Source organism: Streptomyces sp. NPDC020299, from assembly GCF_044387825.1.
Taxonomy (GTDB): domain Bacteria; phylum Actinomycetota; class Actinomycetes; order Streptomycetales; family Streptomycetaceae; genus Streptomyces.
This window is the reverse complement of sequence record NZ_JBIRWL010000010.1, coordinates 26,173-47,135: the sequence shown is the minus strand read 5'-3', so window position 1 is coordinate 47,135 and position 20,963 is coordinate 26,173. Positions and strand designations below refer to the sequence as shown.

21 protein-coding genes are annotated in these 20,963 nt (G+C 72.0%); 6 read left to right on the top strand and 15 right to left on the bottom strand.

The genetic code is table 11. The features are described 5' to 3' along the window. Positions 1 to 58: 58 nt before the first annotated feature. The 5 genes from ACH45E_RS24880 to ACH45E_RS24860 form a co-directional block, all read right to left on the bottom strand. Entirely contained in the window at positions 59 to 745 is a 687-nt protein-coding gene (locus ACH45E_RS24880; protein WP_361456641.1) for a response regulator, read from the bottom strand. Then, positions 742 to 3,297, bottom strand: a complete 2,556-nt coding sequence (locus ACH45E_RS24875; protein ID WP_361456638.1) for a sensor histidine kinase KdpD — start codon at positions 3,295 to 3,297, stop codon at positions 742 to 744. Before ACH45E_RS24875 ends, ACH45E_RS24880 begins: the two co-directional genes overlap by 4 nt. A 275-nt stretch (positions 3,298 to 3,572) precedes the next feature. After that, positions 3,573 to 4,343 (bottom strand): DUF3710 domain-containing protein, encoded by a 771-nt coding sequence (locus tag ACH45E_RS24870; protein WP_361456635.1) that lies wholly within the window; start codon positions 4,341 to 4,343, stop codon positions 3,573 to 3,575. Between the two features lies 1 nt (position 4,344). Beyond that, positions 4,345 to 4,923 carry a dUTP diphosphatase gene (dut, locus tag ACH45E_RS24865; protein WP_361456647.1) on the bottom strand — a complete coding sequence of 193 codons (579 nt, stop codon included), beginning with the start codon at positions 4,921 to 4,923 and terminating at the stop codon, positions 4,345 to 4,347. A gap of 5 nt (positions 4,924 to 4,928) precedes the next feature. Beyond that, entirely contained in the window at positions 4,929 to 5,513 is a 585-nt protein-coding gene (locus ACH45E_RS24860) for a PaaI family thioesterase (protein ID WP_361456632.1), read from the bottom strand. Positions 5,514 to 5,571: 58 nt separating this feature from the next. Here ACH45E_RS24860 and ACH45E_RS24855 point away from each other — a divergent pair, with 58 nt between their 5' ends. Further along, on the top strand, positions 5,572 to 6,036 hold the full coding sequence (locus ACH45E_RS24855) for a DUF3093 domain-containing protein (protein ID WP_361456629.1): 465 nt from the start codon (positions 5,572 to 5,574) through the stop codon (positions 6,034 to 6,036). Positions 6,037 to 6,054: 18 nt separating this feature from the next. Here ACH45E_RS24855 and ACH45E_RS24850 read toward each other — a convergent pair whose 3' ends face one another. The 4 genes from ACH45E_RS24850 to ACH45E_RS24835 all read right to left on the bottom strand — a co-directional run bounded on the left by ACH45E_RS24850 (position 6,055) and on the right by ACH45E_RS24835 (position 9,569). After that, on the bottom strand, positions 6,055 to 6,975 hold the full coding sequence (locus ACH45E_RS24850; RefSeq protein ID WP_361456626.1) for a hypothetical protein: 921 nt from the start codon (positions 6,973 to 6,975) through the stop codon (positions 6,055 to 6,057). A 13-nt stretch (positions 6,976 to 6,988) separates the two neighbouring features. After that, positions 6,989 to 7,285 (bottom strand): DUF4193 domain-containing protein, encoded by a 297-nt coding sequence (locus tag ACH45E_RS24845; protein ID WP_003993510.1) that lies wholly within the window; start codon positions 7,283 to 7,285, stop codon positions 6,989 to 6,991. A gap of 392 nt (positions 7,286 to 7,677) precedes the next feature. Further along, positions 7,678 to 8,910 (bottom strand): HAMP domain-containing sensor histidine kinase, encoded by a 1,233-nt coding sequence (locus ACH45E_RS24840; protein WP_361456624.1) that lies wholly within the window; start codon positions 8,908 to 8,910, stop codon positions 7,678 to 7,680. Positions 8,911 to 8,915: 5 nt separating this feature from the next. Then, the gene (locus ACH45E_RS24835; RefSeq protein ID WP_003993508.1) at positions 8,916 to 9,569 is read right to left on the bottom strand and encodes a response regulator transcription factor; all 654 of its coding nucleotides are present in this window, start codon (positions 9,567 to 9,569) and stop codon (positions 8,916 to 8,918) included. Between the two features lie 429 nt (positions 9,570 to 9,998). Between ACH45E_RS24835 and ACH45E_RS24830 the strand changes: the two genes are divergently transcribed. Further along, complete coding sequence (locus ACH45E_RS24830; protein ID WP_361456621.1) at positions 9,999 to 10,172, top strand: hypothetical protein; 174 nt, start codon at positions 9,999 to 10,001, stop codon at positions 10,170 to 10,172. Positions 10,173 to 10,313: 141 nt separating this feature from the next. Here the strand turns inward: ACH45E_RS24830 and ACH45E_RS24825 are convergent, their stop codons facing one another. Both ACH45E_RS24825 and ACH45E_RS24820 read right to left on the bottom strand, forming a co-directional pair. Further along, positions 10,314 to 11,129: an inositol monophosphatase family protein gene (locus ACH45E_RS24825; protein WP_361456618.1), complete on the bottom strand. Its 816-nt coding sequence runs from the start codon at positions 11,127 to 11,129 to the stop codon at positions 10,314 to 10,316. Between the two features lie 8 nt (positions 11,130 to 11,137). Beyond that, positions 11,138 to 12,265 carry a ferrochelatase gene (locus ACH45E_RS24820; RefSeq protein WP_361456615.1) on the bottom strand — a complete coding sequence of 376 codons (1,128 nt, stop codon included), beginning with the start codon at positions 12,263 to 12,265 and terminating at the stop codon, positions 11,138 to 11,140. A 174-nt stretch (positions 12,266 to 12,439) separates the two neighbouring features. On the opposite strand from ACH45E_RS24820, the gene ACH45E_RS24815 reads away from it, so the two are divergent. The 3 genes from ACH45E_RS24815 to sepH all read left to right on the top strand — a co-directional run bounded on the left by ACH45E_RS24815 (position 12,440) and on the right by sepH (position 16,410). After that, entirely contained in the window at positions 12,440 to 13,678 is a 1,239-nt protein-coding gene (locus ACH45E_RS24815; RefSeq protein ID WP_361456612.1) for an MFS transporter, read from the top strand. After that, entirely contained in the window at positions 13,638 to 14,957 is a 1,320-nt protein-coding gene (locus ACH45E_RS24810) for a D-arabinono-1,4-lactone oxidase (protein ID WP_361456609.1), read from the top strand. Before ACH45E_RS24815 ends, ACH45E_RS24810 begins: the two co-directional genes overlap by 41 nt. A 421-nt stretch (positions 14,958 to 15,378) precedes the next feature. After that, the gene (gene sepH / locus ACH45E_RS24805) at positions 15,379 to 16,410 is read left to right on the top strand and encodes a septation protein SepH (RefSeq protein ID WP_361456606.1); all 1,032 of its coding nucleotides are present in this window, start codon (positions 15,379 to 15,381) and stop codon (positions 16,408 to 16,410) included. Between the two features lie 79 nt (positions 16,411 to 16,489). Here sepH and ACH45E_RS24800 read toward each other — a convergent pair whose 3' ends face one another. Further along, a complete protein-coding gene (locus tag ACH45E_RS24800; protein WP_361456603.1) occupies positions 16,490 to 17,341 on the bottom strand; it encodes a sulfurtransferase in 852 nt (283 codons plus the stop codon). A gap of 253 nt (positions 17,342 to 17,594) precedes the next feature. Between ACH45E_RS24800 and ACH45E_RS24795 the strand changes: the two genes are divergently transcribed. Continuing rightward, entirely contained in the window at positions 17,595 to 18,410 is an 816-nt protein-coding gene (locus tag ACH45E_RS24795; RefSeq protein WP_361456600.1) for a VOC family protein, read from the top strand. A gap of 46 nt (positions 18,411 to 18,456) precedes the next feature. On the opposite strand, the gene ACH45E_RS24790 is transcribed toward ACH45E_RS24795, so the two are convergent. Genes ACH45E_RS24790 through ACH45E_RS24780 form a run of 3 tightly spaced genes read right to left on the bottom strand, consistent with a single transcriptional unit; the run spans position 18,457 to position 20,942 of the window. Further along, positions 18,457 to 19,107, bottom strand: coding sequence for a thymidine kinase (locus ACH45E_RS24790; protein ID WP_361456597.1), 651 nt, complete (start codon positions 19,105 to 19,107; stop codon positions 18,457 to 18,459). A 42-nt stretch (positions 19,108 to 19,149) separates the two neighbouring features. Continuing rightward, positions 19,150 to 20,346, bottom strand: a complete 1,197-nt coding sequence (locus tag ACH45E_RS24785; RefSeq protein ID WP_361456594.1) for a nucleotide pyrophosphatase/phosphodiesterase family protein — start codon at positions 20,344 to 20,346, stop codon at positions 19,150 to 19,152. Beyond that, positions 20,346 to 20,942, bottom strand: coding sequence for a DUF5998 family protein (locus ACH45E_RS24780; protein ID WP_361456591.1), 597 nt, complete (start codon positions 20,940 to 20,942; stop codon positions 20,346 to 20,348). Before ACH45E_RS24780 ends, ACH45E_RS24785 begins: the two co-directional genes overlap by 1 nt. Positions 20,943 to 20,963 lie beyond the last annotated feature (21 nt).

Sequence of the window (20,963 nt, the reverse complement as noted above, 5' to 3'; positions counted from 1 at the left end):
ACCACGCCCCGGCAGCACCACGACCACCCCGGCCGCGCCTGATTTCTGGAACCGAAGCCTACTTCTCGAACCGGTAGCCCATCCCCGGCTCAGTGATGAAGTGCTGCGGGTGGGAGGGGTCCGCCTCGAGTTTTCTGCGGAGTTGGGCCATGTAGACGCGCAGGTAGTTCGTCTCCGTGCCGTAGGACGGGCCCCACACCTCCTGGAGCAGCTGCTTCTGGCCGACCAGTCGGCCGGTGTTGCGGACCAGCACCTCCAGCAGGTGCCACTCGGTGGGCGTCAGGCGGACGTCCTTGCCGCCCCGGTTGACCTTCTTCGCGGCGAGGTCGACGGTGAACTGCTCGGTCTCCACGGTGGTCACGTCGTCCTCGCCGGAGCCGACCGGCTCGGCCCGGCGGACGGCGGCCCGCAGCCGGGCGAGCAGCTCGTCCATGCCGAAGGGCTTGGTGACGTAGTCGTCGGCGCCCGCGTCCAGCGCCTCGACCTTCTCGTCCGAGGAGTGCCGGGCGGACAGCACCAGGATGGGCACCCGGGTCCAGCCCCGCAGGCCCCTGATGACCTCGACGCCGTCCATGTCGGGCAGGCCGAGGTCCAGGACGACCACGTCGGGGTGGCGGGAGGCGGCGAGGTCGAGCGCGGTCCGGCCGTCGGGGGCGGCGTCGACCTCGTACTTGCGCGCCTTGAGGTTGATCACGAGCGCGCGCGTGATCTGCGGCTCGTCGTCGACCACCAGGACACGGGTCATGAAATCCGCCTTTCACGGTGTGCGGCGCCTTCCCCCGCGGGGAGGAGCTCGGGACGCGTTCCGGCCGCTCGGAGGGTGAGGACCATGGTGAGGCCGCCGCCGGGCGTGTCCTCGGCGTTCAGGACGCCGCCCATCGCCTCGGCGAAGCCGCGCGCGACCGCGAGGCCGAGGCCGACACCGGCGCCGCGCGGAGCGTCCCCGTATCGCTGGAAGGGCTCGAAGATGCGGTCCTTGGCCTCGTCCGGGACGCCGGGGCCGCGGTCCACCACCCGCACCTCCACCCGGTCGGCGATGGCACTGGCGGCGACCAGGACGGGCCGCTCCGGGGGGCTGTACTTGACGGCGTTCTCCACCAGGTTCGCCACCGCCCGCTCCAGCAGCCCGGGATCGACGGCGACCATGGGCAGGGTCTCGGGGACGTCCAGCTCGGCGCTGCCCTCCGGGACACCGCCCAGCGCCATCGGGACCACCTCGTCGAGGTCGATCTCGCGGATCAGCGGGGTGACCGTGCCGGTCTGCAGGCGGGACATGTCGAGCAGGTTGCCCACCAGATGGTCGAGCCGGTCGGCGCCCTCCTCGATGCCCTCCAGCAGCTCCGCACGGTCCTCCTCGGACCACGCCACGTCGTCCGACCGCAGCGAGGAGACGGCCGCCTTGATCCCGGCCAGCGGGGTGCGCAGGTCGTGGCTGACGGCGGCCAGCAGCGCGGTGCGGATGCGGTTGCCCTCGGCCAGTTCCTTGGCCTGGTCGGCCTCCTCCTTCAGACGCCTGCGGTCCAGGACGACGGCGGCCTGCGCGGCGAAGGCGGCCAGCACCCGGCGGTCCTCGGCGGGCAGCACCCGCCCGGTCAGCGCGAGCGCCATGTGGTCCCCGACCGGCATGTCCACGTCCGCCTCGTCCGGCCGCTCCACGGGCCGTCCGACGCCCACCCGCCCCGCACAGGTCCACGGGTCGACGTCGCCGGCCCGTTCGAGCAGGGCCGCCGACTCCATCCCGAAGGTCTCCCGGACCCGCTCCAGCAGCTCCTCCAGGCCGGTCTCGCCGCGCAGCACGTTGCCCGCGAGGAAGGAGAGGATCTCCGACTCGGCGCGCAGCCGCGCCGCCTGGTGGGTGCGCCGGGCCGCGAGGTCCACCACGGACGCCACCGAGACGCCGACGGACACGAAGATCACGATGGCGACGATGTTCTTCGGGTCGGCGATCGTCCAGCGGTGCAGGGGCGGTGTGTAGAAGTAGTTCAGCAGCAGGGAGCCCACCGCCGCCGAGGCCAGGGCGGGGAACAGGCCGCCGAGCAGGGCCGCGGCCACCGTCACCGTCAGGAACAGCAGCATGTCGTTGGCGAGGCCGAGGTCGACGGTGTTGAGCAGCACCGCCAGGACCGCCGGGCCGATCACGCCGACCAGCCAGCCCCACACCAGCCGCGAGCGGCCGAGGCGGGCGCCGCGGGCCACGGGCAGCCCTCGTCCCCTGGCGACCTCGTCGTGGGTGACGATGTGCACGTCCAGGTCGCCACCGGAGTCCCGGGCGACCGTGGCGCCGACGCCGGGTCCGAAGACGTACTGCCAGGTCTTGCGCCGGGAGGAGCCCAGCACGATCTGGGTGGCGTTGACCCCGCGCGCGAAGTCCAGCAGGGCGGCGGGGATGTCGTCGCCGACGACCTGGTGGAAGGTGCCGCCGAGGTCCTCGACCAGGGTGCGCTGGACGGCCAGCTCCTTGGGGGAGGCGGAGGTGAGCCCGTCGCTGCGGGAGATGTAGACGGCGAGCACCTCGCCGCCGGCGCCCTTCTCGGCAAGCCGCGCGGCGCGCCGGATCAGGGTCCGGCCCTCCGGACCGCCGGTCAGGCCCACCACGATCCGCTCCCGTGAGCCCCATATCGCCGAGACCCGGTGCTCGCTGCGGTACTGCTTCAGGTACTCGTCCACCCGGTCGGCCACCCACAGCAGCGCCAGCTCGCGCAGGGCGGTCAGGTTCCCCGGCCGGAAGTAGTTGGAGAGTGCGGCGTCCACCTTGTCGGACTTGTAGATGTTGCCGTGTGCCATGCGCCGGCGCAGCGCCTCCGGGGACATGTCGACCAGCTCGATCTGGGCCGCCCGCCGTACCACCTCGTCCGGTACGGTCTCCTGCTGCCGTACGCCCGTTATGGACTCCACGACGTCGCCGAGCGACTCCAGGTGCTGGATGTTGACCGTCGAGACCACGTCGATCCCGGCGGCGAGCAGTTCCTCGACGTCCTGCCACCGCTTGGCGTTGCGGGAACCGGGGACGTTCGTGTGGGCGAGCTCGTCGACCAGGGCGACGGCGGGGGCCCGGCGCAGGACGGCGTCCACGTCCATCTCGGTGAAGCGGCCGCCCCGGTACTCCAGCTCCCTGCGCGGCACCCGTTCGAGCCCGTGCAGCATCACCTCGGTGCGCGGCCGCTCGTGGTGCTCGACGAAGCCCACCACGCAGTCGGTGCCCCGCTCGATCCGGCGGTGCGCCTCGGACAGCATGGCGTACGTCTTGCCCACGCCCGGCGCCGCGCCGAGATAGATCCGAAGCTTGCCGCGTGCCATGGCCCCATTGTCTTCCGGTCACTACCGCCTACGCAGCGTCGACCCTACGGCCACCGATGCCGTCGAACGGGAGAAGAACCGGTACGGGGTGCATCTTTGACGTAACCCTGATGGGTGAACCGGCGCGTTCGCCGCGCCCGGCGCATGCCCGGCGCACCGGGACGCGCGAGGGGCCGCACCCCGAACCGGGGTGCGGCCCCTCGCGTGTCTGTACGGGGACGCCGCGGACGCGGGGCACGCCCTGCCCCTTTTCCCGCTGATCCGCCGGGCAGGCCCTAGCGGACCTCAGTGATCTCCGGCCCGCGCTGCAGCTGTCCCATGCCGCCGGAGAAGCGGGAGCCGCCCTCGTCCTGCTGGAGGCCCTCGGGCACCATCTGGGCGTCGTTCGGCAGCTCCAGGACGATCGGGTCGCGAGGCGCCATCGGGCCCTCGCCGCGGACCACGACCGTGTCCCGGAAGATCTGCTCGAGCAGCCCGGCCGCCTGCGGCTGCACCGCGCCCTGGCCCGAGATCACGCCGCGCAGGAACCAGCGGGGTCCGTCCACGCCGACGAACCGGACGACCTGGAAGCCGCCCGTGCCGTCCGGCAGCTGCACCGGCACCTGGGCGCGCAGCTCCCAGCCGAGCGGCCCCTCGACCTCGTCGACGATGCCACCCTGCTGGGTGATACCGGTCCCGATCTCCTCGCGTACCTCGCCCCAGATGCCCTCGCGCTTGGGCGCGGCGAAGGCCTGCAACTGGATGGCGCTGTCGCGCAGTACGACGGTCGCCGCGACGATCGCGTCGCCCGCGACCTCGACCCTGAGTTCCATGCCGTCGACGCCCGGCACGAACAGACCGCCCAGGTCCACCCGGCCCTCGGCCGCGTCGCGTACCTCCGAGCTGTCCCAGGGCCCGTCGGGCCGCGGCTCCGGCTCGAGCCGGACGCGCTCGCGCTCGGCCTCTTCCACTTCCTCGTCCGCCTCGGTGTCGACGCTGTCGACGACCTGCTCGGTCTCGCCGGCCGCGTCCTCGGCGGCACCCTTCTTCTTGCGACGTCCGAACACGTCACTGTCCTTCCCGGTCGGATACGACCGAAGCGTATCGATTCCCACCCGTCCGGCCGCCCTCGGCGGCCCGACCGTTTGTGCCGCTCACGTCGCCCACCGCGGCATGACCGCCGGTGGACCCGAAGCCCCCCTCGGCCCGCGCCGAGTCGGGAAGCTCCGCCACCTCCTGGAAGCGGACCCTCTCGACCTGCTGAACGACCAGTTGGGCGATCCGGTCGAAGCGCTCGAACCGCACGCTCTCGCGCGGGTCGAGATTCACCACGATCACCTTGATCTCCCCACGGTACCCGGCATCAACGGTCCCTGGGGCATTCACGAGGGCGACACCGCAGCGGGCGGCGAGACCGGATCGCGGGTGCACGAAGGCCGCGTACCCCTCCGGGAGGGCGATGGACACTCCCGTGGGGAGGACGGCGCGCTCGCCGGGCGCCAGTTCGCACGCCTCGGTGGTGCGCAGATCGGCTCCCGCGTCACCGGGGTGCGCGTACGCCGGGAGCGGTACTTCGGGGTCGACGCGGCGGATCAGCACGTGGACGGGGCCGCGGCCTGCGGGGGGCTCGGGGCTCGCGGGGGGCACGGCGTTCACGGGTTCACCTCGAAGGCGCGGGCGCGCCGGATCCGGTCGGGGTCGTCCATGGCGGCCCGGATCTCCTCGGGGCGGCCGTTGTCGACGAAGTGCTGGACCTCGACCTCGATGAAGAGCGCGTCGGCGCGGACGGCGACGGGGCCGTCGGGGCCGCCGATCCGGCCGGTGGCGGTGGAGTAGATCTTCCGTCCGGCGACGGCGGTCACCTCGGCCTCCAGGTGGAGCGTGGTCCCCACGGGCACGGGCCGTACGAAGTCCGTCTCCAGCCGTCCGGTCACGGCGATGGTCCGCAGCAGCCAGTTCAGCGAGCCGAGGGTCTCGTCGAGGGCGGAGGCGAGCACCCCGCCGTGCGCGAGGCCCGGGGCGCCCTGGTGGGCGGGCTGCACGGTGAACTCGGCGGTCAGGGACACGCCCTCGCCGGCGCGGGCCGCCAGACGCAGCCCGTGCGGCTGCTCGCCGCCGCAGCCGAAGCACTGGCCGTAGTGGGCGCCGAGGAGCTCACCGGGTGCGGGAGCATCGGGATGCCGAACGGGTTTCACGGCGTCGGCCGGGGGCTGAAGGACTGCGGAACCACCACTCACAGCCGCAGACCTTACCCGCGCGTCGGGGGTGTCCGTTCACCGTGCCAAGCTTGGCTCCATGCAGCTCTCCGCCGCCCCGTACGACGAACGCCTCACCGCCCCCCGCTCCTGGTGGCTGATCAGCTTCCTGGTGGGGGTCGCCTTCGCCCTGGTCCTGCTGCCCTTCGGCCCCCTGCCGCTGCTCGGCGGCCTGGTCGGCGGCACGGCCGCGGCGGCCGTCGTCGCGAGCTCCTACGGCTCGGTCCGGATCCGTGTCGTGGGTGACTCGCTGATCGCGGGCGAGGCGAAGATCCCGGTGACGGCGCTGGGCGACGCGGAGTTCCTGGACGCGGAGGAGGCCCGGGCCTGGCGCACCTACAAGGCCGACACCCGCGCCTTCCTGCTGCTGCGCGCCTACATCCCCACGGCCCTGCGCGTCGAGGTCACCGATCCGGCGGACCCGACGCCGTACCTGTACCTGTCGACCCGGGACCCGGAGGGGCTCGCGGCCGCGATCGCGGCGGCGCGGGAGGCCGTGGCGTAGGGCCCCGGTCAGGCCCGGTCAGTCACCGAGCTCCTTGGCGATGTCCCCGATCGCCAGCGGCTCCTCGGGGGGCTCGAGCGGGGGCAGCGCGGTCAGCTCGTCCCACGGCACCTGGATCTTGCGCAGGTCGGTCCGGATCCGTGCCGCCAGTCTCCTGGTGTCGCGGCGGTTCATGACCGCCCCGACGGCGGCGCCGACCATGAAGGGCATCAGGTTGGGCAGGTCGCGCACCGTCCGCTTCATGACCTGCTGACGCAGCCGGCGCTTCATCGGGCCCCCGAGGGCCGTGTTGATCGTCGACGGCTTCATCACGTCGATGCCGCGCTCCTCCGACCAGGAGGACAGATACGCGGTGCTGCGGGCCTTGAGTCTGCCCGGTGGCCGTACGCCGTAGACCTCGTGGAGTTCGGCGATGAGCTTGAGTTCGATCGCCGCGACGCCGGTGATCTCCGCGGCCAGTTCGGTGGGCATCGCGGGCGGCACGGGCAGCATCGCCGCCGCACCGATCCCGGCCCCGACCGTGGAGGTCGCGTTCGCGGCGCCCGCCACGAGCTTGTCGGCGAGCTGTTCGGGCCCGAGGCCCGGGAACTGCCGGCGCAACGTCGCGAGGTCCCGTACGGGGATCCGCGGGGCGATCTCGATGATCCGGTCGGTGACGTAGGACAGCCCCGCCCTGGCGCGGATGCCGCCCTTGCGGGTGCCTTCCCGGGCCCTTTCCCGGGCCTTCTCCCGGATCTCCGCGGCCCGCCGCAGGGCGACGGCCGCGGTTCGCCGTGCGGACGCCGGGAGGTCACTCCGGTCGGCCGCCGGTTCGAGCGAGGCTCCCGTACCCGGTGAGCCCCGCTCGTCGTCACGCGCGTCGTGCGGGCCGTCGGACGGCCCCTGGTCCGCTCCCGGCAGGCGGAAACGGCGCTTCCGAGGTGGGGTCGAGCCAGTCACGGCCGACCCGTCCTCAGTCGCAGTCGCGGCAGATCGGCTGACCGTTCTTCTCGCGGGCCAGCTGGCTGCGGTGATGGACCAGGAAGCAGCTCATGCACGTGAACTCGTCCTGCTGCTTGGGCAGGACCCGGACGGCCAGTTCCTCGTTGGACAGGTCCGCGCCGGGCAGTTCGAGGCCTTCCGCGGCCTCGAACTCGTCGACGTCCACGGCCGACGCGCTCTTGTCGTTGCGTCGGGCCTTCAGCTCTTCCAGGCTGTCGGAATCGACGTCGTCGTCGGTCTTGCGTGGGGTGTCGTAGTCGGTTGCCATGTCGCTCTCCCCCTCTGGGTGTCTGCGGTGTCTCCAGCGCACGTAACGCGTGAGAGGCCGGACTTGTGCCCGACCTGAGGCGGAGATTTTGCCTCACATCAAGGTCTGTTACTCAATCGACACCCAACCGGACCCCTCAAGAGTGATCGGCTGGGATGGCGATGGGGACCGTACACGGTCCGGGTACCGCACCTCAAAGGCATCTCACCGTGTACTTCCCGTGATCAGGACCCCCGAAAACCCGGATTTTCCCGGCTTTCCGCCAAGGCTATTGATCACAGAGAGTGGATGGCCGGAATGTTGCCCATGTGATCGATCACACACAGTGATGTGCGCCGGGCTGTCGGAAAATTCCGCGCAAAGCGAACATCCCCGGGTGTGTCAGAGGCCGGTCAGATCGGCAGCGTGACCCGCATCACGAGACCGCCGCCCTCTCTCGGCGTCGCCGCGATGTGGCCGCCGTGCGCGCGGGCCACGGACCGGGCGATCGACAGGCCGAGGCCCACACCCTTGTCGCTGCCCGTGCGCTCCGTACGCAGCCGCCTGAAGGGCTCGAAGAGGTTGTCGATCTCGTACGCGGGCACGACCGGACCGGTGTTCGACACGATCAGCACCGCCTGCCCGTGCTCCACCGCCGTGACCACGTCGACCCAACCATTCTCGGAGACGTTGTACCGCACGGCGTTCTGCACCAGGTTCAGCGCGATCCGCTCCAGCAGGACCCCGTTGCCCTGGACGACGGCCGGTTTGCGCTCGCCCCGGATCCCGACACCCTTGGCCTCGGCCTCGGCGTGCACCTGGTCGATGGCCTGCGAGGCGACCTCGGCCAGGTCCACGGGCTTGCGCTCGACGATCTGGTTGTCGCTGCGGGCGAGCAGCAGCAGGCCCTCCACGAGCTGCTCACTGCGCTCGTTGGTGGCCAGCAGCGTCTTGCCGAGCTGTTGCAGCTCCACGGGCGCGCCCGGGTCCGATAGGTGCACTTCCAGGAGCGTGCGGTTGATCGCCAGGGGCGTGCGCAGCTCGTGCGAGGCGTTGCCGACGAAGCGCTGTTGCGCCGTGAAGGCCCGCTGCAGCCGCTCCAGCATGTCGTCGAAGGTGTCCGCGAGCTCCTTGAGCTCGTCGTCCGGGCCGTCCAGCTCGATCCGGCGGGACAGGTCGGAACCGGCCACCGCGCGCGCGGTGCGGGTGATCCGGCCGAGCGGCGACAGCACGCGGCCGGACATGGCGTAACCGAACGCGAAGGCGATCACGGCGAGGCCCAGCAGGGCCAGCAGGGAGCGGCTGAGCAGGTCGTCCAGGGCGTGCCGGCGCTGCAGGTTCACGCACTCGTTCATCGCGTGGTTGAGCTCGGTCGCGCTCGGCCGGGACGGGAAGTTGCAGGTGTCGCTGGCGACCTGGCCGGAAATGATCTTGAAGGGCAGGTCGCTGCCCACGTTCAGCGCGTTCGCGGCAAGCAGGTAGATGATCGACAGCAGCAGGATGCCGGCGATCAGGAACATGCCGCCGTACAGCAGTGTCAGCCGTATCCGGATGGTCGGGCGCAGCCAGGGGAACGGCGGCTCCGGCCTTCTGGGGTCCCAGGTGGGCTTCGGGGGCGCCTGTGTGGGCGCGGGCGTGGTGGCCACGGCCATCAGATCCGGTAGCCGGAGCCGGGGACGGTGACGATGACGGGCGGCTCGCCCAGCTTGCGGCGCAGCGTCATCACGGTCACCCGCACCACGTTGGTGAACGGGTCGGTGTTCTCGTCCCAGGCCTTCTCCAGCAGCTGCTCGGCGGAGACGACGGCACCCTCGCTGCGCATCAGCACCTCCAGGACGGCGAACTCCTTCGGCGCGAGCTGGACCTCCTTGCCGTCGCGGAAGACCTCGCGGCGGTTGGGATCCAGCTTGATGCCGGCACGCTCCAGGACCGGCGGCAGCGGCACGCTGGTGCGCCGGCCGAGGGCGCGCACGCGCGCGATGAGCTCGCTGAAAGCGAACGGCTTGGGCAGGTAGTCGTCGGCGCCGATCTCCAGGCCCTCGACGCGGTCGCTGACGTCACCGGAGGCCGTGAGCATCAGCACGCGCGTGGGCATGCCGAGCTCGACGATCTTGCGGCAGACGTCGTCGCCGTGCACCAGCGGAAGGTCGCGGTCGAGGACGACCACGTCGTAGTCGTTGACGCCGATGCGTTCCAGGGCGGCCGCACCGTCGTACACGACGTCGACGGCCATGGCCTCCCGGCGCAGTCCGGTGGCCACCGCATCGGCGAGCAGTTGCTCGTCCTCGACGACGAGTACGCGCACGTCGCTTGTCCTTCCTGTGTCCACCCGCGTAGCGCGCCCGAGGGCGCGCGGGCAGGGGTTCTTGACGGGATTGTGTGACCTCCATCCTGCCCTTTTCCGCCATAAGTCGGCTGTAAGACAGCGGTGGCCCCGGTGGATCACGCGCTCCGGAAGGGAATGCGAGATTTTCTCCTCCGGTTGAGGTTTCCGCGGAAGGGAGCGGGGGGAGGACGGCTTTACACCCCGCGATCACGCTCTGCATGTGCCGCAGCACCATGTGGTACTCCGCGGTCCGCTTATCAGCAGAGTGGGCGTGGGTGTCCGGCACCGTCGCCGCCCAGCCCGGGCAGCCCGGGCAGCGCTGGGCACCTACAGGAGACGTGATCGCCCCTTCCCGAACGGCACACCCCCGTGCCACCGACCCACGACCCAGGACGAGGGGGCCGCAGCATGGACGCTTTCACCACAGGACTTCTGCAGCGCATAAGGACGACCGAGTCCGACCTCACGCGGGCTCGCGACGAGGGCGACGACTTCCTCGTCGAGGTGGAACTGGCAGAGCTCGACGATCTGCGCCGCCTCGCCGCCGAACACGGTGTGGAGGTCGGCGCGCCCAGCGTCTGATCGGCCTGTGCCACCCGTACGGCCTCGTACGACCCGTACGACAGCAGGGCCCCGGCGAATCCAGCGCCGGGGCCCTGCTGCGTCTGCCGTTCGATCCGGCGGCCGATCCGGCGGCCGGTCCGGCGGCCGGTCCGGCGGTCGTCAGTCGTGCCAGGCCCCGAAGTCCTCCAGCAGCCGCTGGAGGGGCTCGAAGACCCCCGGGGTGCCGGCGACGGTCAGGTCGCGTGAGGGGCGCTCTCCGGGCCGTCCACCGGTCAGGGCGCCCGCCTCCCGGGCGATCAGGTCACCCGCGGCGACGTCCCAGGCGTTGAGGCCGCGCTCGTAGTACCCGTCCAGCCGGCCGCAGGCCAGGTCGCACAGGTCGACCGCCGCCGAGCCGCCGCGCCGGATGTCGCGCAGCCGCGGGATCAGCCTCGCGGCCACCTCGGCCTGGTGGGCGCGGACCTCCCAGACGTAGTTGAAGCCGGTGGAGACCAGCGCGTGGTCCAGGGGCGGCGCGGGCCGGCAGGCCAGCCGGCGCTCACCGTCCCAGGCGCCGGTGGCCCAGGCCCCGCCGCCGCGTACCGCGTGGAACGTCTCGCCGCGCATCGGGGCGGCCACGACGCCGGCCACGGTCTCGCCGTCCTGTTCGGCCGCGATGGACACCGACCAGGTGGGCAGCCCGTACAGGTAGTTCACCGTGCCGTCGAGCGGGTCGATCACCCAGCGGATGCCGCTCGTGCCCTCGGTGGCGGCACCCTCCTCGCCCAGGAAGCCGTCGTCGGGGCGGTGGTCCGAGATCAGGTCGGTGATCAGCTTCTCCGCCGCGATGTCCATCTCGGTGACGACGTCGATCGGGCTCGACTTGGTCGCGGCGACCGCGAGGTCGGCGGGGCGGCCGTCCCGCAGCAGCTCCCCCGCCCGGCGGGCGGCCTCCTGGGCGAGCCCCAGCAGGTCCGTGTGCAGGCTGTCGGTCACGGGGCTCCTCATGCGTAGGGGCTGTCGGCGCCCGCGGCGGCCGGGCGGGCGGCGCGGGCCGGGCAGCAGCCGGCCGGGCAGACGTCGTGGCTCGCCCCGAGGGCACCCAGGGCGCAGGGCGCGACCTCCTGGCCCCGCTCGGCGGCGGCGCGCTCCACGATCAGGTCACGGACCGCGGCGGCGAACCGCGGGTCGGCGCCGACGGTGGCCGAGCGGCGCACCGGCAGGCCCAGCTCCCCGGCCTTGGCCCTGGCCTCCGTGTCGAGGTCGTAGAGGACCTCCATGTGGTCGGAGACGAAGCCGATGGGCGCCATGACGACGGCCGGGACTCCCGACCCGTGCAGTTCCTCGAGGTGGTCGCAGATGTCCGGCTCCAGCCAGGGGATCTGCGGGGCACCGGAACGGGACTGGTAGACGAGCCGCCAGGGGTGGTCGACGCCGGTGCGCTCGCGGACCGCGTCGGCGATCAGCTGGGCCACGTCCAGATGCTGCTCGACGTACGCGCCGCCCTCGCCGTGGGCTTCGACGGGGCCTGAGGTGTCGGCGGAGGCGGTCGGGATGGAGTGGGTGGTGAAGGCGAGGTGGGCGCCGGCCCGGACGTCCTCCGGGAGATCGGCGAGGGACTCGAGCACCCCGTCGATCATGGGCTGGAGGAAGCCCGGATGGTTGAAGTAGTGGCGCAGCTTGTCGATCTTCGGCAGCTCCAGGCCCTCGGCCTCCAGCGCGGCCAGCGAGTCGGCGAGGTTCTCGCGGTACTGGCGGCAGCCCGAGTACGAGGCGTAGGCGCTGGTGGCGAGCACCAGGATGCGGCGGCGGCCGTCGGCGACCATCTCGCGCAGGGTGTCCGTCAGGTACGGGGCCCAGTTGCGGTTGCCCCAGTAGACCGGCAGGTCCAGGCCGTGCTCGGCGAAGTCCTTGCGCAGGGCGTCCAGGAGGGCGCGGTTCTGGCCGTTGATGGGGCTGACCCCGCCGAACCGGAAGTAGTGCTGCCCGACTTCCTTGAGGCGTTCCTTGGGGATGCCTCGCCCGCGGGTCACGTTCTCCAGGAAGGGCACCACGTCGTCCGGGCCCTCGGGGCCGCCGAACGAGAGCAGGAGCAGGGCGTCGTAGGGGGTGGCATCGCGCACGTCTGGCATGGCTCGATCCTGCCACCCGGCACCGACAGCCCGGAAACAACGGAATGAAGAGTCGGGTTCCGGCCGGTTTTCGTCCGGTTTCACCTCATCATATTTCCGGGTGCATTAGGGTCACCTAACTCGTAAGCTGTATCAGCCGCATTCGCGCCTTACGTCCGAAGACCGGAGACCCGCGTGCCCAGCCCCTACCGCGCTCTGTTCGCCGCCCCCGGCGCCAAGGGCTTCTCCGCCGCGGGCTTCCTCGGCCGGATGCCGCTGTCGATGATGGGCATCGGCGTGGTCACCATGATCTCGCAGCTCACCGGGCGGTACGGGCTCGCGGGTGCCCTGTCCGCCGCCATCGCACTGTCCGCCGCCGCGATCGGGCCGCAGATATCCCGGCTGGTGGACCAGTACGGCCAGCGCAGGGTGCTGCGCCCGGCGACGCTGGGAGCGCTCGCCTCGACGGCCGGGCTGCTGCTGGCGGCGCACCTGGGGTGGCCGGACCCGGTGCTGTTCGTCTGCGCCGCCGGCATCGGCTGTGTGCCGAGCCTGGGCGCGATGGTCCGGGCCCGCTGGGCCGCGCTGTACCGGGGCACCCCCAAGCTGCACACGGCTTACTCGTTCGAGTCCGTGGTGGACGAGGTCTGCTTCATCTTCGGGCCGATCATCTCCATCGGCCTGTCCACGGCGTGGTTCCCGGAGGCGGGCCCGCTGCTGGCCGGCTGTTTCCTGGCGGCCGGGGTCTTCTGGCTGACCGCCCAGCGCGCCACCGAGCCCGAGCCGCACCCGCGCGCGGACCACGGCGGCGGCAGCGCCCTGCGCTCCCCCGGCCTGCGGGTGCTGGTGGCCACCTTCGTCGCCACGGGAGCGATCTTCGGGGCGGTCGACGTGGTCACCGTCGCCTTCGCCGACGAGCGCGGCCACAAGGCCGCGGCCAGCGTGGTCCTGGCGCTGTACGCGGCGGGTTCCTGCGCGGCCGGAGTGGTGTTCGGGCTGCTGCGCTTCGCGGGGGCGCCCGAACGCAGGTGGCTGCTGGGCATATGCGCGATGGCCGTGAGTATGATCCCCCTCCTACTGGTCGGAAACTTGTCGCTTCTGGCCGTGGCGCTGTTCGTTGCGGGTCTGTCCATCGCGCCGACGATGATCACGACGATGTCCCTCATCGAAGAGCACGTACCTCGCGCGCAGCTCACCGAGGGGATGACCTGGGTGAGCACCGGCCTGGCGGTCGGGGTCGCGCTCGGCTCGTCCGCGGCCGGCTGGGTGATCGACGCAGCCGGAGCGCACGCCGGGTACGGGGTTCCGGCGGTGTCCGGGGCCGTCGCGGTCGCGGTCGGTTTCCTCGGGTACCGCCGGCTCAGCAGGCCGGCTCCGGGTCGGGGAGGCACCCTTGAGCACCACAGCGAGCGGGAAGAACGGCACGTGGCGTAACTGGGGAGGCAACGTCGTCGCCCGTCCCGCGCGGGAGGTGACCCCCGCCTCGGTGGAGGAGCTGGCCGCGGCGGTGCGCCGGGCCGCCGAGGACGGCCTGAAGGTGAAGGCGGTCGGTACCGGGCATTCCTTCACCGCCATCGCGGCCACCGACGGTGTGTTGATCCGCCCTCAACTGTTGACCGGTATCCGCGACATCGACCGCGAGGCCATGACGGTCACCGTCGAGGCGGGCACCCCGCTCAAGAGACTCAACCTCGCCCTGGCCCGCGAGGGCCTGTCGCTGACCAACATGGGCGACATCATGGAGCAGACGGTCTCGGGCGCCACCAGCACCGGCACGCACGGCACCGGCCGGGAATCGGCCTCCATAGCCGCGCAGGTCAAGGGCCTCGAGCTGGTCACGGCGGACGGGTCGGTGCTCACCTGCTCCGAGAAGGAGAATCCCGAGGTGTTCGCGGCCGCCCGCATCGGTCTGGGCGCCCTGGGCATCGTCACCGCGATCACCTTCGCCGTGGAGCCGGTCTTCCTGCTCACGGCCCGCGAGGAACCGATGTCCTTCGACCGGGTGTTGGCCGAGTTCGACCAACACTGGGCGGAGAACGAACACTTCGAGTTCTACTGGTTCCCGCACACCGGGAACACCAACACCAAGCGCAACAACCGCAGCGCCGGACCGGAGAAGCCGATCGGGCAGTTGTCCGGCTGGTTCGAGGACGAGTTCCTCTCCAACGGCGTCTTCCAGGCGGCCAACTGGGTCGGCCGCGCGGTGCCCGCGACCATCCCGGCCATCGCCCGGATATCCAGCCGGGCGCTGTCCGCGCGGACGTACACGGACATTCCCTACAAGGTCTACACCTCGCCCCGCCGGGTGCGGTTCGTCGAGATGGAGTACGCCGTCCCGCGCGCGGCCCTGGTGGACACGCTGCGGGAACTCAAGGCGATGGTCGACCGTTCGAACCTCAGGATCAGCTTCCCGGTCGAGGTGCGCACCGCCCCGGCCGACGACATCACCCTGTCCACCGCCTCCGGACGGGACAGCGCCTATGTCGCCGTCCACATGTTCAAGGGCACCCCCTATCAGGCGTACTTCACCGCCGCCGAGCGCATCTTCACCGCGCACGAGGGACGGCCGCACTGGGGCAAGGTGCACACGCGGGACGCCGCGTACTTCGGCGAGGTCTACCCCCGCTTCGGCGAGTTCACGGCCCTGCGGGACCGGCTGGACCCGGACCGGCTGTTCCAGAACGACTATTTGCGGCGGGTGCTGGGGGCATAGCCGCGGCGGCACCGCGAAACCACGGGTTCCGCTTCCGGTGATCATGTGAAGCATGCCACGTTCGTGATCACGGAAAGCGCTTGCGGACGGCGCGCTCCTGTCTCTTGCCAGAAGTTGGGCGGCGCGCCCATCCACGCACATGGTCCAAATGGAGTACTGTTGCGAGCCCTGGGACCGGTCTCCCGCCAGGGTGTCCGGGGCCTTGCAGGACCGCCGGGAGGGGGGCTAGTTGCACAGGGTGACGGAGTTGGTCACTTAGCGTTGCGAACAGGTAACCGTGCCATAACGGCGTGCGAGGGCCCGTGCCCGACACGCCGGGCAACTCGGCAAGGTTGTGGCAGGCTGCACCCGGGCAGGCCACACTCGACTAGCGGAAGCAGCGACGCACGTGACGTCGGCAGGCACCACCCGGGAGGTCCCCATGCCCGAACTGCGTGTCGTGGCCGTCTCGAATGACGGCACACGGCTGGTGCTGAAGGCTGCCGACTCTACGGAGTACACGCTTCCGATCGACGAACGCCTGCGCGCCGCCGTGCGCGGCGACCGGCCCCGCCTGGGCCAGATCGAGATCGAGGTGGAGAGCCATCTCCGCCCCCGTGACATCCAGGCGCGGATACGGGCCGGCGCGACCGCGGAAGAGGTCGCGCAGCTCGCGGGTATCCCCGTCGACCGGGTGCGGCGCTTCGAGGGTCCGGTACTGGCCGAGCGCGCCTTCATGGCCGAACGGGCCCGCAAGACCCCGGTCCGCCGGCCCGGCGAGAACTCCGGTCCGCTGCTCGGCGAAACCGTCCAGGAGCGGCTGGTGCTGCGCGGTGCCGAGAAGGACACCGTGCAGTGGGACTCCTGGCGCCGCGACGACGGCACCTGGGAGGTCCTGCTGGTCTACCGGGTCGCGGGCGAGCCGCACTCGGCCAGCTGGACGTACGACCCGCCCCGGCGGCTCGTCCAGGCCTTCGACGACGAGGCGCGCTCCCTGATCGGGGAGTCCGACGACCTCGGCTCGCCGGAGCCGAGCTTCCCCTTCGTACCGCGCATCGCCAGGCTGCCGCGCGACCGCCCGCTGGACCGCGCCCTGGAGCGGGGACCCAGCCTGCCGTCGCAGGCGCTCGAGCCGGCCGAGGAGAGCACGGGCGAACGCGACTCGCTGACCAGCCTGTTGGAGGCCGTGCCCAGCTTCCGGGGCGACCTGGTGGTCCCGGAGCGGCCCGCGGAGTCCACCGAGGAGCCGCCGGAGACCGAACCGGAGGCGGAGGAACCGCCCGCCCCGGCGGCGTCGGCCGGTTCCGCCTACGCGGACGTCCTCATGCCCCGCTCGGTCGCCAGCCACCGGGACCGCCTGGTCGGCGCCACCGACCGCCAGGCCGAGGCCGACGGGGTCCGCCCCGGACGCCGGGCCGCCGTTCCCAGCTGGGACGAGATCGTGTTCGGGACCCGGCGCAAGAAGCAGGAGTAGCGCGCAAGAAGCAGCAGCGGCGGACCGTACGGCCGTACGGGGAGGGGACTTCCGCACCGGAAGCCCCCTCCGTTCGCCGTTACCGCGGGTCGGGCCCCGTCGCCACCGGCCGGGACGGATCCGAGGACCACTCCGACCAGGAGCCCACGTACAGCGCCGCCGGGATGCCCGCGACCGCGAGGGCCAGTGCCTCGTGGGCCGCGGAGACACCGGAGCCGCAGTAGACGCCGACCTCGGCATCCTGCGACACCCCGAGGTTCTTGAACCGGGCCCGCAGTTCCTCGGCGGGCAGGAACCGGCCGTCCGCCGCCACGTTCTCGGCCGTCGGCGCGGACACGGCACCCGGGATGTGCCCGCCGACCCGGTCGATGGGCTCCACGTCCCCCCGGTACCGCTCCGCCGCCCGGGCGTCGAGCAGCACGCCGGAGCGGGCCAGCGCGGCGGCGGCGTCCGCGTCGAGGAGCCCCACGGTGCCCGGCAGCGGCTCGAAGTCGCCCTGGGCCGGGGCGGGTACGTCCGTCGACAGGGGGCCCTCCCAGGCCGGCAACCCGCCGTCGAGGACCCGCACGTCCGGGTGACCCGTCCAGCGCAGCAGCCACCACGCGCGCGCGGCCGCCCACCCCTGCCCGCCGTCGTACACGACCACCGGCCGGCCCGGCGACACACCCGCCCGGCGCATCGCGGCGCCGAACTCCGCGAGGCCGGGCAGCGGATGACGGCCGCGCTCCCCCGGCGCCGAGGCGAGTTCCGCGTCCAGGTCGACGAACACGGCACCGGGCAGATGCCCGGACGCGTACTCGGCCCGCCCGTCGAAGGCCGGCGCCCCGGCCGCCTTGGCCACACTGAGCTGCCAGCGGACGTCCAGCAGCACGGGCGGATTGGCCCCGGTCAAGTCGTGCGCGAGTTCCGTTGCGGTGATGATGGCTTTCATGGCGTCCATCCATACGTCAGGGGTGGCCGCGTCGTCCAGGTCCGACTACTCTGCCCGCCGGACAGGCTCGATCACCAGGCGTACGGGATCGGGCACATGCTGTACATGCGATGAACACCTGGCGGCGCTGCCGTGGCACCGGGGGGCCATGCAGGGGGCGGGCATCGGCACGGGGCGTGCGCGCGGTCTGTGCACGTGGAAGCGGGCAGCGGAAGCGACACGGCCACCGCGAGGGGCCGGGGAGAGAGTGACGATGACCGAGGCACGGGGGTCGGCCGGCCCGAACGGCGGCGCGCATACTCGGCGCGCGCCCGGCACACCCTGCTGGGTGAGTCTCATGGTGCACGGGCTGACCACGACCGAGGAGTTCTACGGGGAGCTCTTCGGCTGGGAGTTCGAGCCCGGCCCCCAGCAGCTCGGCCCGTATGTGCGGGCCCTGCTCGACGGGCGTCGGGTGGCGGGCATCGGCGAGCTGGCGCCGGACCTCGAACTGCCCATCGCCTGGACGCCGTACTTCGCCTCGGACGACGTGGGCCTGACGGCCGAGACGGTACGGCTGTGCGGCGGCACCGTGGGCGTGGGTCCCCTGGACGCGCCCGACGAAGGGCGGCTCGTCCTCGGCTCCGACACCTCGGGGGCCGTGTTCGGTGTCTGGCAGGGCGCGCCCGGGTACCCCGGCACGGCCATCACCGGCGTCCACGGCACACCGGCCTGGAACGAGCTGCTGACCTTCGAGACCTCGAGCGTCAGCAAGTTCTACAAGACGGTGTTCGGCTACGCGGAGGAACCGGAGGAGCCCGGGGCCGCCGCCGACTCCGACTACGTGACCCTGCGCCTGGCGGAGGGCCCGGTCGCCGGCATCCACGGGGTCGGCCACGCCCTGCCCCGGGGCCGGGGCCCACACTGGCTGACGTACTTCCAGGTCGACGACGCGGAGGAAACGCTGCGGCAGGTGGCCGAGCTGGGCGGCCGGGTCCTCGAACCGGCCCACGACACCGCGCACGGCCGGGTCGCGACGGTGACGGACCCGGAGGGCGCGCGCTTCTCGGTGGTCCAGGACCCGCGCTGACGCGGCCCGTTCAGCGGTCTGGTCAGCGGCCCGTTCAGCGGTCTGGTCAGGGGGAGGAGACGGGCAGGACGTCCGGGGACAGGGCCGTCGCGCGGGCCGTCTGGGCCGTCATGCGGCGGCGGTGGTGGCGGCGGCAGAGGACCTCGTAGCCGATCTCGTCCGCGGAGCCGGTGACATCGCCGATGACGACCTGGGCACCCTCGACGACCATGACGCCGCCCACCGTGCGGGCGTTGTGCGTGGCGCGGGCGCCGCACCAGCACAGCGCCTCGACCTGGAGGACCTCGACGCGGTCGGCGAGTTCGACCAGCCGCTGGGAGCCGGGGAACAGCTTGGAGCGGAAGTCGGTCGTGATGCCGAAGGCGTAGACGTCCATGCCGAGGTCGTCGACGACGCGCGCGAGCTGGTCTATCTGCTCCTCGGCGAAGAACTGCGCCTCGTCCGCGATGACGTAGTCGGCGCGGCGGCCCTGGGAGAGGTGGTCGACGAGGTACGCGTACAGGTCCTGTCCGTCCTCGACCTCGACGGCGTCGGTGACCAGGCCGAGGCGGCTGGACAGCTTGCCCTCGCCCGCGCGGTCGTCGCGGGTGAAGATCATGCCCTGCAGGCCGCGCGCGGAGCGGTTGTGCTCGATCTGCAGAGCCAGCGTCGACTTCCCGCAGTCCATGGTTCCGGAGAAGAACACCAGCTCGGGCATGGTGAGTTGAACACCTTTCGGCAAGAGGCAACGGGCGGGACGTCAGGAGCGTACTTCGAGCAGGGGAACGAACTGCTCGGCAGGGGTCATGGAACCGTGGTTGCCGACCATCGACGACTCCTTCGGCTCGCGCTCGGAGGCGATGAGCAGCACGTCGTCGTACGCGGCCGCGACCACGTCACCGATGCGCGGGTACACGCGGTCGTCGATCCGCGGCCCGAACCAGCCCGCCGCGATCGCCTCGTCCCGCGAGGCCACCCAGAACTGCTCGCCGAGCACCTCGCGCCAGACGGTCAGGACGTCGTTCTCGGCCCCAGGCACCGCGTACACGTGGCGGGCGCGTCCCTCGCCGCCCAGCAGGGCGACGCCGGCGCGCAGTTCCCAGTCCTCGTCGAAGTCGATGCGGTGCTGCTCGTCGAACGGGATGTCGACCATGCCGTGGTCGGCGGTGATGTAGAGCGCGCTGCGCGGGGGCAGTTGCTCGGCCAGACGCTGGGCCAGCCGGTCGACGTACATCAGCTGGCCGCGCCAGGTGTCGGACGCGATGCCGTAGCGGTGCCCGGCGCCGTCCAGTTCGGCGTAGTACGTGTAGACCAGGGAGCGGTCCGAGGCCGCCAGTTGCTCGGCCGCGAGGTCCATGCGCTCCTCGCCGGTCAGCCGCCCGAGGAACGTCCCGCCGCTGAGCGCGACCTTGGTCAGCGGGGTGTTGGCGAAGGTCGGGGAGGACACCTGGGCGGCGTGCACACCCGCCTTCTGGGCCAGCTGGAAGACGGTGGGGTACGGCTGCCACGGGCCGGGCGGCGTCCACGGGTTCCAGCGGAGCTGGTTCATCAGCTCGCCGGTCGCCGGATTGCGGACCGTGTAACCGGGCAGTCCGTGCGCGCCCGGCGGCAGGCCGGTGCCGACGGAGGCCAGGGAGGTCGCAGTGGTCGCCGGGTACCCGGCGGTGAGCGGCCGGCCGGTGCCCCCGCGCGAGCCGCCGAGCAGCGAGGTCAGGAAGGGGGCCTCGTCGGGATGGGCCTTGATCTGCTCCCAGCCGAGGCCGTCGATCAGGAAGACGCAGTTGCGGTCCGCCGGGGTCAGCTCCGTGATCGCGGCGGTCATGCCGGGTACGGCCATTCCGGCGGCCAGGGTGGGCAGCAGGTCGGCGAGCGATCCGGTGCCGTACTCGGGCAGCGGTGCCGAGTCGGGGGAGAGCGGTTCCGGGTGGTCCCAGGCTGCGGCTGCGGACTGGGACATCAGCGTGTGACGTCCGCGGTCGCCTCGGAGATGGCCTGCGCGAAGGCGAGCGCCTGGCGCACCGTCTCCGGGCCGTCCCCGGCCTCGCTGACGCGCAGGCTGAGGTCGTCGGCCGTCGAGCTGCCCGTGTAGCCGTGGTCCGCCTCGCAGTTGGGGTCGCCGCAGGCGGCGGGCTCCAGGTCGAGGCGGGAGACGGCGCCCCAGCCGATGGTCAGCACGACCTCGCGGGGCAGGGTGCCCGGCTTGTACTGCTCCGGGTTGGCGACCACGCGGCTGACGACGACCGACGAGATCCGGCCGAGCTTCACCGACTCGGTGGACGTCGTGGCGTACGGCGTCGGGGAGGTGCTGTCGGCGGCCTGCTCGTCGGTGTGGCTGACGATGAACCGGTTGCCGGTGAGGACCAGTACGGTGACGTGCCGCCGCACTTCGTTCTGGTCGAACGTGGTCTCCTGATGGACCAGGTACGACCGGATGGGCTCGCCGCCCACGGCGGCCTCCACCGCCTCGGCCACGAGGGCCGGGTAGTAGCCGCTGCGCTCGATCGCCGAGCGCAGCCCCTGGGTCGTCGTACTGGTCTTGGCCATGGCGTCCATCCTAATCCGTGGGCAGGGGCG

What these genes read in the sequence shown, in the direction of transcription:
- ACH45E_RS24880 (WP_361456641.1), bottom strand. Translation starts at nt 745, where the DNA reads ATGACCCGTGTCCTGGTGGTCGACGACGAGCCGCAGATCACGCGCGCG.
- ACH45E_RS24875 (WP_361456638.1), bottom strand. Translation starts at nt 3,297, where the DNA reads ATGGCACGCGGCAAGCTTCGGATCTATCTCGGCGCGGCGCCGGGCGTG.
- ACH45E_RS24855 (WP_361456629.1), top strand. Translation starts at nt 5,572, where the DNA reads ATGCAGCTCTCCGCCGCCCCGTACGACGAACGCCTCACCGCCCCCCGC.
- ACH45E_RS24845 (WP_003993510.1), bottom strand. Translation starts at nt 7,285, where the DNA reads ATGGCAACCGACTACGACACCCCACGCAAGACCGACGACGACGTCGAT.
- ACH45E_RS24830 (WP_361456621.1), top strand. Translation starts at nt 9,999, where the DNA reads ATGGACGCTTTCACCACAGGACTTCTGCAGCGCATAAGGACGACCGAG.
- ACH45E_RS24820 (WP_361456615.1), bottom strand. Translation starts at nt 12,265, where the DNA reads ATGCCAGACGTGCGCGATGCCACCCCCTACGACGCCCTGCTCCTGCTC.
- sepH (WP_361456606.1), top strand. Translation starts at nt 15,379, where the DNA reads ATGCCCGAACTGCGTGTCGTGGCCGTCTCGAATGACGGCACACGGCTG.
- ACH45E_RS24800 (WP_361456603.1), bottom strand. Translation starts at nt 17,341, where the DNA reads ATGAAAGCCATCATCACCGCAACGGAACTCGCGCACGACTTGACCGGG.
- ACH45E_RS24795 (WP_361456600.1), top strand. Translation starts at nt 17,595, where the DNA reads ATGACCGAGGCACGGGGGTCGGCCGGCCCGAACGGCGGCGCGCATACT.
- ACH45E_RS24790 (WP_361456597.1), bottom strand. Translation starts at nt 19,107, where the DNA reads ATGCCCGAGCTGGTGTTCTTCTCCGGAACCATGGACTGCGGGAAGTCG.
- ACH45E_RS24785 (WP_361456594.1), bottom strand. Translation starts at nt 20,346, where the DNA reads ATGTCCCAGTCCGCAGCCGCAGCCTGGGACCACCCGGAACCGCTCTCC.
- ACH45E_RS24780 (WP_361456591.1), bottom strand. Translation starts at nt 20,942, where the DNA reads ATGGACGCCATGGCCAAGACCAGTACGACGACCCAGGGGCTGCGCTCG.